Source organism: Mycobacterium sp. IEC1808, assembly GCF_002101935.1.
In the GTDB taxonomy this organism is placed as follows: domain Bacteria; phylum Actinomycetota; class Actinomycetes; order Mycobacteriales; family Mycobacteriaceae; genus Mycobacterium.
In genome coordinates, this window is sequence record NZ_LQPV01000044.1 from 66,069 (window position 1) to 78,228 (window position 12,160).

Here is a 12,160-nt window from a genome sequence, read left to right on the forward strand (position 1 = left end):
GGTCGCTATCTCAGCTGAGGGCGCCCAGCAGTGCGTTCAGCGACTGGGTCTCCGCCGCGGGGTCAGGATGCCGTGCCCGCACAGCCTTCAGGGCGGCGTCGATCTGGCCGTCGATCGCCTTCCAGGCGGTGGGGTCCATCGGCCGCAGCGAGGACTCGTCGTCGTCCCAGCCGCGTTCGAGATCGGTGATCCGGGCCTTGGCACCGCTTTGATCGCCCGCCCGCACCTTTTCGAGTGTGGCCTGGACGATGGCGCGGAACTTCGCGGTCTCGGCCGGCGGGAAGTGGGCGGTGAGCTGTCCCGGCGCAGCCGCGACGGGTGGTGCCGGCGGGCCGGCCTCCTCCTCACCCGCCGCGACGGAATGCGGGCGGGCGGCCGAAAAGACGAGAAGTGCGACCGCGGCCGCGGCGACGACGACGTAGTAGCCGAGCATGATCCGTTCGCGTGCCGGATTTGTTGGGGCGACCCGCGTGCGGCCCCGGCCGTAACGTTCCATGACGTCGGAGCGGGTGCCGGTTAGGTAGCCGACCGTGGCCAGGATCGCGATCAGGAAGATCGCGCTGGTGGTCGCGGTCCCGAGTCCGAGGCCATGAGCGGAGCGCGGGGAGGCGAGCCAGTCACCGAGATTCGCGCCGAGCGGCCGAGTCAAGATGTAGGCAAGCCAGAAGGAAAGCACGGTGTTGGCGCCCATCCGCCACCCGATCACGATGGCCGCGATAAGCCCGGCCGGCAGCAGCACCGAGATCCCCGGGCCCCAGCCGGTGAGCTGCAGCGTCCAATCGCCGGCGGCGGTGCCCAGCGCGAAAGTGACGAGCACAGCGAGCCAGTAGAACAACTCCCTGCGCAGAGTGACGATGCTGTGGATCGACAGAGTGCGCTCCCGCCTGAACCACACACCGAACACGACCGCCAAAGCGACCGCGAACGCGCTCGTGCTGACCGCGAGAGGAATGTGCAGATCATCGGTGAGGATGTCGGTGTAGAGGGTCCCGGTTACGCTGAAGACGACGACGCACAGCCAATACACCAACGGCACATAGCGGTTCAGTCGCAACTGCCACGCCATGACCGCGGCAAGCACCACCGTGAAGATCAGCGCGGTCCTGTGCAGGCCCACGCCCATCGTGACGTTGATCCAGTCCGCGAAGCTCTCGCCGACGGTGGTGCAAAGGATTTTGATGATCCAGAACCACACCGTCACCGCGGGCACTTTGCTCAGCGCCAGCCGCGTTTCACGCGGCCCAGATCTCGTTGCCTCGGTCACGCCGCAGACCGTACAAGGCCTTCGCTGAGACGGCGCTGAGAAGCCTTGAGGCGACGCGGCCCGGCCTCAGCCCAATAACCGATAGCCGACGCCCCGGAGCGTCTCAATGGTGTTGGTACCGAACGGAACATCGATCTTGCGGCGCACGTATCCCACGTAGACCTCGACGACGTTGTCGGGACCCTCGTGGTGCGCGTCCCACACGTTGCGCAAGATCTCTGCCTTAGTCACCACCATGCCCTTGTTGCGCATGAGGAACTCCAGCACCCCGTACTCGCGGGGCGTAAGCGCGATCGGGGTCGAATCGCGCTCGACTGTGTGGCGGGCTGGGTCCAATGACAGCGAACCCGCATTCAACACCACGGGTCGCTCGGGGGCGCCGCGACGCACCAGCGCGCGTAGGCGCGCGAGGAGCACCCGAAACGAAAACGGTTTCGTGAGATAGTCATCCGCCCCTAAATCGAACGCATCGGTCTCGTCGTACTCGCCGTCCTTGGCGGTCAGCATGAGCACCGGCGTCCAGACATTCTGGGCCCGCATTTGACGCAACACCTCATATCCGCTGCGGCCCGGAAGCATGATGTCGAGCACCACGACGTCGAAGCTGCTCGTAGTGGCCTCATGTAGTCCCTCAACGCCGTTGCCGACGACCACCACGACGAAGCCCTCAGCCCGTAGCCCCATCGACAGCGTCGCCGACAGTCGTGGCTCGTCCTCGACAAGCAGGACTCGCATATCGAATGCTATGAGTGCGGGTCGCCGCTGTCCCCGGCCGGGCGCTTCGCGTCGGTGCCGGGTGATCTGGCTTCTGCCGCTTTCTCGTCAACGTGACCGGGGTGTACTCCCGGGCGTTGCGGCAGGACGATGATCAAGGCCACGATGATGACCGCGATGACCGCCGAGGCCAACGGGCGGCTCAACGCCAGGCCGCCGTCATCGACCGGCTTGTCGAGGAGGTCGCCCAAAGTTGCTCCCAGCGGCCGCGTCAGGATGAATGCGACCCAGAACAGTGCGACCCGCGACACATCGGTCCAGTAGTACAGGGCCGCGACCACGGCAAGGCCCGCCGCAAATACCAGCGCGCCGCGTTCGTAACCGAACCCGCGAGTGTCGGCGAGCCAATCGCCCAGCGCGGTGCCCAGCGTCTGCGAGAAGGTGATGGTGGCCCAGTAGAACGCCTCGACCTTCGGTGTGGACACGGTGCTCACCGATACCGTTCCCTCAGACCAGCGCCAAAGCCCCAAGGTGGCCAAAAGGAGACACAACAGCAGCAGCGATCCGCCCGTATAGCCGATCCCCAGCGATCGGTCGGCGAAATCGGCCATCGCGGTGCCGAACGTCGTCGATGCCACGATGGTCGCCCAGTACAAGCTCGCGTGGAAACGCTTGGCGAGGATCTGCGCGACGACCAGCGCTATCAGCGTGACGCCGAAGAGCGCGGTGCCAATCAGATACCCCCAATTCTTGTGCGTATCAGCGTGGAAGACGGTCATCGTGAGGGCGTCGCCACCCGTCTCGCCCAGCGTCGTCGCGAAGACCTTGATCACCCAAAAGCCCAGGGTAACCGCGGGTACTTTCGTCAATGCTTGTTTTGTCGCGTCATTCATCACGTTGTGATCTTCCGGTGTGGTTGTCGTATATGTCTATGGCACCCACGCTGAGAAATCGCTGAGATCGATCGAAATGGCTATGCGTAGCCTATGAGTTTTGTCGTGCCCGATGGGCGGTTCCGTACTTTCATCGTTCTGCGAAACATAATGGGCGCAACAGATTTCATAGTCACACGAGAGCGGCGTACTGGCGTCGACGGTAGATAATAGTTATGAATCACCTTAGTTTTCAATAAGTTTGGACAGCCGCAGGCCCGGTGCCCACCGAGCGCTGTGGCAACATTGCTGCATGTCGGGGGAAACGAGCATCGCATCGCTGCACGCGGCGGGTGCGCGGTGGTCAATCATGGCCGTCTCGTTGGGGGTAACGGCGACGTCGTTCCTTTTCATCAACGGGGTGGCGTTCCTGATTCCCTCGTTCGAGGTGCGCCGCGGCATGTCGCTGACCGTGGCCGTCCTGCTGTCGTCGATGCCCAGTTGGGGCATGGTGGTCACGCTGGTCTTCTGGGGCTACGTGCTGGACCGGGTCGGCGAGCGCGCCGTGCTGACGGCGGGCTCGGTGCTCACCGCGGCCGCGGCCTACGCCGCCGCGTCGGCCCACTCGGCGCTGATGATCGGTGTCTTCTTGTTCATGGGCGGGATGGCCGCGGCGAGCTGCAACACCGCCGGCGGCCGGCTGGTGTCCGCCTGGTTCCCGCCGCGGCAACGCGGCCTGGCGATGGGTATCCGCCAAACCGCGCAGCCGTTGGGAATCGCCTTGGGGGCGTTGATCATTCCCGAGCTGGCCGAGAGCGGGCCGCACCGGGGACTGATGTTCCTCGCGGTGATGTGCACCCTGGCGGCGGTGGCCAGCGCGATCGGAATCGCCGATCCGCCAAGGAAATCCCGCAAGGCGGCGGCCGCGGAGGAACTGGCCAGCCCGTATCGCGGCTCGTCCGTGTTGTGGCGCATCCACGCGGTGGCGGGGCTGCTGATGATCCCGCAGACGGTGACCGTGACGTTCACGCTCGTGTGGCTGATGGGTCGCCACGGCTGGTCGGTGGCGGCCGCCGGCGCCCTGGTCACTCTCTCCCAGGTGCTGGGCGCCGCGGGCCGAATCGCGGTGGGCCGCTGGTCCGATCGCGTCGGCTCGCGAATGCGCCCGGTCCGCACCATCGCCATCGCCGCCGCCGTGGCCCTGTTCGTGCTCGCCCTCACCGACGGCACGGGTTCGGGATACGACGTGTTGCTGATGCTCGCCGTCTCGGTGCTCGCCGTCCTCGACAACGGGTTGGAGGCCACCGCGATCACGGAGTTCGCCGGGCCGTTCTGGAGCGGACGCGCGCTGGGCCTGCAGAACACCACGCAGCGGCTGATGGCCGCGGCCGGGCCGCCGGTGTTCGGCGTGCTGATCATGGCGGCCGAATACCCGGCGGCGTGGGCGCTGTGCGGGCTGTTTCCGCTGGCGGCGGTGCCCCTGGTGCCCACCGACGAAATCGAAGAGGGGCCACCGCCGGAAAGCAGCCGAGAAATGGTCGGCGCCTCGCGACCGTAGCGGCGTTTTTAACTCACCGGGATCGCAAAGACATCGCCTTTCCCCAGGTGGCGCAATAGGGCGGCGGGTGGGGTTTTTGGCTGGTCGCCGCCGAATCGCGCCCGGCGCAATGCCGGGAGCCGCCCCGGCTGCCCCCGTTTCGCCGCCCCGGACGCCCCGTCGGACCGCGTTAGCGTGACGGCGTGACGCAACCAGTGCCGATTCGCGGGCCCTTCGAGGGTTCCCGATCCGACCGGGCCCGGCGGGTCGCCGACGTGTTGCGCCAGCAGATCCACGCCGGCGCCTACCCGGACGCGCTGCCGGCCGAGAACCAGCTGGCGGCCGAATTCGCGGTGTCCCGCAACACCGTTCGCGAGGCGCTCACGGTCCTGAAGAACGAGGGGCTGATCGACCGCGGGCCCAAGGTCGGGACGCACGTCGCCCAGCGCAAGTATGAGCACGGGCTCGACGCGCTGCTGGGGCTCAAGGAAACGTTGAAACACGTCGGCGAGGTGCGCAACGAGGTGCGCGCCGCGATGCCGGTGACCGCCCCGCCGTCGGTGGCGCGCCGGCTGGGCCTGGACCCGGGCGATCAGGCGGTGTTCGTCGAGCGGTTGCGCTACCTCGGCGACCTGCCGCTCAGCCTCGACCTGACCTATCTGGCCCCCGACATCGGAACCCGGATCCTGGACTATCCGTTGGAGACCAACGACATCTTTGCGCTCATCGAGGAGGTGAGCGGGCAGCGGCTGGGTTCGGCGTCGCTGGCGCTGGAGGCCATCTCCGCCGACGCGCACTCGGCGGCCACGCTGCAGGTGCCCGACGGGGCGGCGCTGCTCATGCTGGAGCGGCTCACCAGCCTCGACGACGGCAGGCCCGTCGACCTGGAATACATCCGGATGCGCGGGGATCGAATCACCATGCGCGGCAGCCTGATTAGGAGCAACCCATGACGCTGGTCAACAACCGCGCCGACGTGCCGGTCACGATCGACGAGTCGCTGTGCATCGACGGCTGCACGCTGTGCGTGGAGGTCTGCCCGCTCGACGCGCTGGCCATCGACCCTGCCACCGGCAAGGCCTACATGCACGTCGACGAATGCTGGTACTGCGGCCCCTGCGCGGCCCGCTGCCCGACCGGCGCCGTCACCGTCAACATGCCGTATCTGCTCCGCTGATGAAAAGCCAAGCCGCACGGCTGATCTCGGTTGCCGTCGTCATCGTCGGCCTACTGTCCGGCTGCTCGCTGGAATCGCTGTCGCAGTCCTCCGGTGTGGTCAACGTGGTGGTGGGATACCAGTCCAAGACCATCAACACCGTCACCGCGGGCACGCTGATGCGCGCGCAGGGCTACCTGGAGCACCGGCTCGCCGACATCACCGCCCGGACCGGGACGAAGTACGCGGTGCGCTGGCAGGACTACGACACCGGCGCCCCGATTACCGCGCAGATGCTCGCCGAGAAGATCGACATCGGCTCGATGGGCGATTACCCGATGCTGATCAACGGTTCGAAGACGCAGAGCAACCCGCTGGCCCGCACGGAGATGGTGTCCGTCACCGGCTACAACCCGCGGGGGGCGCTGAACATGGTTTTGGTGGCGCCGGATTCGCCGGCCACCGCCCTGGCCGACCTCACCGGGACCAAGGTGTCCGCCAGCGTGGGCTCGGCGGGCCACGGCACTTTGGTCCGGGCCCTGGCCAAGGCCGGCGTCGGCGGTGTGGAGGTGCTCAACCAGCAGCCGCAGATTGGCGCGTCGGCGCTGGAATCCGGCCAGGTGCAGGCGCTTTCGCAGTTCGTGGCGTGGCCGGGGCTGCTGGTCTACCAGGGCAAGGCCAAGCTGCTCTACGACGGCGCCGAGCTGAACCTGCCCACCCTGCACGGCGTGGTGGTGCGGCGCTCGTACGCGTCGGCGCACCCGGAGGTGCTGGGGGCGTTCCTACAGGCGCAGCTGGACTCGACCGACTTCCTCAACTCCAAGCCGCTGGAGGCCGCGCGCATCGTCGCCCAGGGCAGCGGGCTGCCGCAGGAGGTGGTGTACCTCTACAACGGACCCGGCGGCACCTCGTTCGACGCCACGCTGAAACCGTCGCTCGTCGACACGCTGAAAAGCGATGTGCCGTACCTGAAGTCGATCGGTGACTTCGCCGACCTCGACGTCGGAAAGTTCGTCGTCGACGAGCCGCTGCGCGCCGTGTTCGCCGCCCGCGGGCTCGACTACGACGCGGCGCGGGGCCGCACCGCCAACCCGTCGCTGCTCACCGGCGACCCCGCGCTGGCGAGCGAGCTGTGGCTGGACGGCTCCGAGACGACCCAGACCGTCGCCAACCCCACCGGCCTGCTCCAGGCGATCAGGGATGCCGCCGCCCGCGGCGCCAAGGTCCGCGCGGCCTACGTTCCCGACGCGGAGCTGGGCACGCGCTGGTTCGCCGACAAGGCGGAGTGGGTTCGGGACGGCCAGACCTACCTGCCCTTCGGCACCGTCGCGGGGGCCCGTCGCTACACCGCTGCCCATCCGGGCAGCGTCGCCGTGAATTACCAACAAGCACTGGGAGGTTCGGTATGACCGCCGAATTGAGCGAACGGTTCGTCGGGGCCGTCCCGCTGCCCGCCATCCCCACCCCGCGCCCGTTGGCCCGGCCGTGGCGGTCGTGGCTGGTGCGGGTGGCGTCGGTGGCCGCCGCCGTCGGGCTGTGGCAGCTGCTCACCGCGGGCAAGGTGCGGTTGTTGCTGCGGTTCGACACCCTGCCGACGGTCACCCAGATCGTGACCGCGCTGCACCGCCGGCTGGGCGCCTACGAGTACTGGCTCGACCTGGCGCAGTCGCTGCTGCGCATCCTCACCGGGTTCGGGCTGGCCGCCGTGGTGGGGGTGGCGACTGGGGTGCTGCTGGGCCGCTCAAGGCTTTTCGCCGACGTCTTCGGCCCGCTGACGGAGCTGGCGCGGCCCATTCCGGCGATCGCGCTGGTGCCGGTGGCGATCCTGCTGTTCCCGACCGACGAGGCGGGGATCGTGTTCATCACCTTCCTCGCGGCCTACTTCCCGATCATGGTCAGCACCCGGCACGCCGTACGGGCGCTGCCCACGCTGTGGGAGGACTCGGTGCGCACGCTGGGCGGCGGCCGGTGGGCGGTGCTGAGCCAGGTGGTGCTGCCAGGCATCCTGCCCGGCGTGTTCGGCGGGCTGTCGGTGGGCATGGGGGTGGCGTGGATCTGCGTGATCTCCGCGGAGATGATCTCCGGCCGGCTCGGGGTCGGCTACCGCACCTGGCAGGACTACACGGTGCTGGCCTACCCGAAGGTGTTCGTCGGCATCATCACCATCGGCGTGCTCGGCTTCGCGACGGCCGCCGCCGTCGAACTGGTGGGCCGCCGGGTGACGCGGTGGCTGCCGCGGGCGCAGGAGGGTGCCAAGTGACCGCGGGAATTCGTCTCGAGCTGGATCGAGTCACGTTGTCCTACACCGGTTCCCCGGTCATTGCCGGGTTGAGCCTGGCGGTGCGCCCGGGGGAGATCCTGGTGCTTACCGGGCCGTCGGGCTGCGGCAAGTCGACGGTGCTGCGGGCGCTCGCCGGGCTGCTGGCGCCCGACGACGGCCGGGTGCTGGCCGACGGCGTGCCCGTGACCACCACCTCGGGCGACCGCGGCATGGTCTTCCAGGACAACGCGCTGCTGCCGTGGCGCACCGTGCGGTCCAACATCGAGCTGGCGCTGCGGCTGCGCGGCGAGCCCCGCGCTACTCGGCGCGCGGCGGCCGAGCGCTGGATCGACGAGCTCGGGCTCACCGGCTTCGGCGACTACCTGCCCAAGAGCCTGTCCGGCGGGATGCGCCAGCGCGTCCAGCTGGCCCGCGGCCTGGCCGGGGCGCCGCGCGCGGTGATGATGGACGAGCCGTTCGGGGCGCTGGACACCCAGACCCGCGCCGCCATGCAGCGGCTGCTCATCGACACCTGGCGCACCCATCCGACGACGATCGTGTTCGTCACCCACGACGTCGACGAGGCGCTGACGCTGGGGGACCGGATCGTCGTGCTGGGCCGGGCCGGCGAACCGGTGCGCGCGGTGCTTGACGTGCCGGAACCGCGCGCCGACCAGCCGCGCGCCCCGCTGCGCGCGGAAATCATTGCCGCGCTGGATCATTCGGTGGCGGCGTGATGCAGATCCCCGACCTGGCCCCGCTCCGCCTAGACTGCGACGTGCTGGTCATCGGCGGTGGCACCGCCGGCACCATGGCGGCGCTGTCCGCCGCAGAACACGGCGCGCAGGTGCTGCTGCTGGAGAAGGCCCACGTCCGGCACTCCGGCGCGCTGGCGATGGGCATGGACGGGGTGAACAACGCCGTCATCCCCGGCAAGGCCGAACCCGAGGACTACGTCGCGGAGATCACCCGCGCCAACGACGGAATCGTCAACCAGCGCACCGTTTATCAGACCGCCTCCCGCGGCTTCGCGATGGTGCAGCGGCTGGAGCGCTACGGCGTGAAGTTCGAGAAGGACGAGCACGGCGAATACGCGGTGCGCCGGGTGCACCGCTCGGGCTCCTACGTGCTGCCCATGCCCGAGGGCAAGGACGTCAAGAAGGCGCTGTACCGGGTGCTGCGGCAACGCTCGATGCGGGAGAGGATCCGCATCGAGAACCGGCTGATGCCGGTGCGGGTGCTGACGTCCGGTGGTCGCGCGGTGGGCGCCGCCGCATTGCACACGCGCACCGGCGAATTCGTCGCCGTCGGCGCCAAGGCGGTGATCCTGGCCACCGGCGCGTGCGGGCGGCTGGGCCTGCCCGCGTCGGGATACCTGTACGGCACCTACGAGAACCCGACGAATGCGGGCGACGGGTACGCGATGGCCTACCACGCGGGCGCGGAGCTGTCGGGAATCGAGTGTTTCCAGGTCAATCCGCTGATCAAGGATTACAACGGGCCGGCCTGCGCCTACGTGGCCAACCCGTTCGGCGGCTACCAGGTCAACGCGCACGGCGAGCGGTTCGTGGACTCCGACTACTGGTCGGGGCAGATGATGGCCGAGGTCAAAAGCGAGATCGACTCGGCCCGCGGCCCCATCTACCTCAAGGTGTCGCACCTGCCCGACGAGACGCTGACGGCGCTGGAAAACATCCTGCACACCACCGAACGCCCAACCCGCGGCACCTTCCACGCCAACCGCGGCCACGACTACCGCACCCACGACGTGGAGATGCACATCTCCGAGATCGGCCTGTGCAGCGGCCATTCCGCGTCCGGGGTGTGGGTCGACGAACACGCCCGCACCACGGTGCCCGGCCTGTACGCCGCGGGCGACCTGGCCTGCGTCCCGCACAACTACATGATCGGGGCGTTCGTCTTCGGCGACCTCGCCGGCACCGACGCCGCCGCATCGCTGGCCGATGTGGCTGCGCCGCGGGCGCTCCCGGAGGACCAGCTGCGCGAGGCGCACGAGCTGATCTACCGTCCGCTGCGGCACCCGGACGGGCCGCCGCAACCGCAGGTCGAATACAAGCTGCGCCGGTTCGTCAACGACTATGTGGCGCCGCCGAAGACTGCGGCCAAGCTGTCCATCGCGGTGCGCACCTTCGACCGGATGCGCGACGAGATCGCCGAGATGGGCGCCCGCAACCCGCACGAGCTGATGCGGGCGGTGGAGGTGTCGTTCATCCGGGACTGCGCCGAGATGGCCGCCCGCTCCTCGCTGACCCGGACCGAATCGCGCTGGGGCCTCTACCACGACCGCGCCGACCTGCCCGGCCGCGACGACAACCAATGGGGCTATCACCTCAACCTCCGCCAAGGCCCGGACGGGGACATGACATTCCTCAAGCGGCCCGTGGCGCCGTACTTCGTGCCCGTCCCGGAGCTGGACGGCCTGCCGCCGGTGGACCAGACCGTGCGCGAGGTCGAGCAGCCGCCGCTGATCGGCGGCCAGGCCCCGGCCGCCGTGGGCTCGCGGATCGCCTCGCCCGCAACGACGTTCGAGCCGCCGTCGCCCCGCATCGCCGAGGTCCTTGCCCTGGAGGAGCCCACGATCGCCGAGCTGGCGCCGTATCTGGCCGACGCCGACCCCGGGGTGCGCCGCACCGCGGTGGCCACCCTGACCGAGCACATCCCCGACGGGTACGCGCCCGCCCTGTTCGCGGCGCTCGACGACGCCGACGCCGCGGTGCGCCGCAGCGCCGCCGAGGGGATCCGGGAGCTGGTGGAGGTGCTGCCCGACCCGGCCGGCGCCGAACCGCATCTGCTGTCCGGGGATTCGGTGGTGCGCGCGGCCGCCGTCTACCTGCTCGCCGCGCGCCGGACCGGTGATGCGGGCCAATACCGCCGCGCTCTAGACGATCCCGACCACCGGGTGCGCATCGAGGCGGTGCGGGCGCTGGTGTCGGTCGACGACGTGGCCGGCGTCGTCGCGGCCACTGGGGACGAGAGCCGGGAGGTCCGCATCGCGGCGGCCGGGGGCCTGGCGACGCTGCGGGACGGCGCGCGAGCGGTGAGCGTGCTGGTCGCCGATCCCGACCCGCTGGTGCGCGCGGCCGCGCTCGCCGCTCTGGGCGAATTGGGCTGCGGCGAGGCGGATCTGGGCGCCGTCGAAAAGGCGTTGCGGGCGCCGGCCTGGCAGGTGCGCGAGGGCGCGGCGCGGGCGCTGGCCGGCGCGGCGGCGGCGGTCGCGGTGCCCCTGCTGTCCGAGGCGCTAACCGATGCGCACCTCGACGTGCGCAAGGCGGCGGTGCTGAGCCTGACCCGCTGGGCCGCCGAGCCCCCCGCCCGCGACGCGCTGGGCATTGCGCTCAAGGACGGCGACGCCGACGTGCGCGCCTACGCGCGGCGGGCGCTGGAGCGGGACACCTAGCCGCGGTTCAGCGGTGGCCCAGCGACGCGTTCGTCGCGTTGGCGCTGCTGATCAATTGGTTCGCGACGCGCTTGGCCTGGTCGACGGGGATGGCGAAGCCCACGCCGACCCAGCCGGCCGGGCCCCCGGGGGAAGTCGCTCCCATCGTCGCGATGGCCGAATTGAGCCCGATCATTTCACCGGAAGTGTCGACCAACGCGCCGCCGGAGCTGCCGGGACTCATCGTGGCGTCCGTCTGGATGGCGTCGAACACGGCGCTGCTGCCGGCGGGACCGGTGATGCCCGACACCGGACGGTGCAGCGCGCTGATCACCCCGGTGGTTACCGTGCTGTCCAACCCGAGGGGCGCGCCGATGGCCACCACGTTTTGGCCCACATGCAGGCCACCCGACGCGCCCATGGTTATCGGGTGCAGGCCCGAAATCCCTTGCACGCGAACGACCGCGATGTCGGCGACGGGGTCGGCGCCGACGATGGTGAACGGGGCGGCGCGCCCGTCGGGGAGGGTCGCCCTGGTGGCCACCGCCGGGTCGGCGCCGGCCGGCATCGATACGACGTGATTGTTGGTGAGGATGAGCCCGTCGGCGCTCAGCACCACTCCCGAGCCCTCTTCGGACTGCGTGGCGGCCGCCGTCTCGAGTTTGACCACACTGGGTATCGCCCTGGCCGCGGCCTGCTCGATGTTCGCGGCGGGCTGGGTAGTGGCCGGCGGGTTCGTCGGCCCGTGGACGGTTGCGGTGGCCGGGCGAAGTTCGACGGCGCCGAGGGCGCCCGCGGCGCCCGAAAGCAGCGCAAGCGCGGCGGCGCCGAGCATGATTCCCAACCGGGATCGCAGAAGTTCGTGGCGGCCGCCGGGCAATTCGTGCCGTCCCCGGCCGTGGGAGGGCGGGAAAGGCCCGCTACGCGTGACGGTGGTCATGGGTGGGCACCTTCTCCCTG

The 12,160-nt window shown here is 69.5% G+C and carries 11 protein-coding genes; 7 read left to right on the forward strand and 4 right to left on the reverse strand.

Going from position 1 to position 12,160, the window contains the following annotated elements; genetic code table 11:
* Positions 1 to 10: 10 nt before the first annotated feature.
* From AWB92_RS22105 to AWB92_RS22115, 3 genes are all read right to left on the reverse strand, one after another.
* On the reverse strand, positions 11 to 1,264 hold the full coding sequence (locus AWB92_RS22105; protein ID WP_085189460.1) for a hypothetical protein: 1,254 nt from the start codon (positions 1,262 to 1,264) through the stop codon (positions 11 to 13).
* Between the two features lie 66 nt (positions 1,265 to 1,330).
* A complete protein-coding gene (locus tag AWB92_RS22110; protein WP_085189462.1) occupies positions 1,331 to 1,999 on the reverse strand; it encodes a response regulator transcription factor in 669 nt (222 codons plus the stop codon).
* A gap of 8 nt (positions 2,000 to 2,007) precedes the next feature.
* Positions 2,008 to 2,871 carry a hypothetical protein gene (locus AWB92_RS22115; protein WP_085189464.1) on the reverse strand — a complete coding sequence of 288 codons (864 nt, stop codon included), beginning with the start codon at positions 2,869 to 2,871 and terminating at the stop codon, positions 2,008 to 2,010.
* 292 nt (positions 2,872 to 3,163) lie between these two features.
* On the opposite strand from AWB92_RS22115, the gene AWB92_RS22120 reads away from it, so the two are divergent.
* The 7 genes from AWB92_RS22120 (at position 3,164) to AWB92_RS22150 (ending at position 11,221) form a co-directional block, all read left to right on the forward strand.
* A complete protein-coding gene (locus AWB92_RS22120; protein WP_085189466.1) occupies positions 3,164 to 4,408 on the forward strand; it encodes an MFS transporter in 1,245 nt (414 codons plus the stop codon).
* A gap of 182 nt (positions 4,409 to 4,590) precedes the next feature.
* Positions 4,591 to 5,340, forward strand: a complete 750-nt coding sequence (locus tag AWB92_RS22125; protein WP_085189468.1) for a GntR family transcriptional regulator — start codon at positions 4,591 to 4,593, stop codon at positions 5,338 to 5,340.
* Positions 5,337 to 5,564: a ferredoxin family protein gene (locus AWB92_RS22130; RefSeq protein ID WP_085189470.1), complete on the forward strand. Its 228-nt coding sequence runs from the start codon at positions 5,337 to 5,339 to the stop codon at positions 5,562 to 5,564. The genes AWB92_RS22125 and AWB92_RS22130 overlap by 4 nt, the downstream gene beginning before the upstream one ends.
* Positions 5,564 to 6,952 (forward strand): ABC transporter substrate-binding protein, encoded by a 1,389-nt coding sequence (locus AWB92_RS22135; protein WP_085189472.1) that lies wholly within the window; start codon positions 5,564 to 5,566, stop codon positions 6,950 to 6,952. The genes AWB92_RS22130 and AWB92_RS22135 overlap by 1 nt, the downstream gene beginning before the upstream one ends.
* Positions 6,949 to 7,803, forward strand: a complete 855-nt coding sequence (locus tag AWB92_RS22140; RefSeq protein WP_085189474.1) for an ABC transporter permease — start codon at positions 6,949 to 6,951, stop codon at positions 7,801 to 7,803. Before AWB92_RS22135 ends, AWB92_RS22140 begins: the two co-directional genes overlap by 4 nt.
* A complete protein-coding gene (locus tag AWB92_RS22145) occupies positions 7,800 to 8,540 on the forward strand; it encodes an ABC transporter ATP-binding protein (protein ID WP_085189476.1) in 741 nt (246 codons plus the stop codon). The genes AWB92_RS22140 and AWB92_RS22145 overlap by 4 nt, the downstream gene beginning before the upstream one ends.
* Complete coding sequence (locus tag AWB92_RS22150; protein ID WP_173817468.1) at positions 8,540 to 11,221, forward strand: fumarate reductase/succinate dehydrogenase flavoprotein subunit; 2,682 nt, start codon at positions 8,540 to 8,542, stop codon at positions 11,219 to 11,221. Before AWB92_RS22145 ends, AWB92_RS22150 begins: the two co-directional genes overlap by 1 nt.
* 7 nt (positions 11,222 to 11,228) lie before the next feature.
* On the opposite strand, the gene AWB92_RS22155 is transcribed toward AWB92_RS22150, so the two are convergent.
* On the reverse strand, positions 11,229 to 12,140 hold the full coding sequence (locus AWB92_RS22155; protein ID WP_142282241.1) for a trypsin-like peptidase domain-containing protein: 912 nt from the start codon (positions 12,138 to 12,140) through the stop codon (positions 11,229 to 11,231).
* Positions 12,141 to 12,160 lie beyond the last annotated feature (20 nt).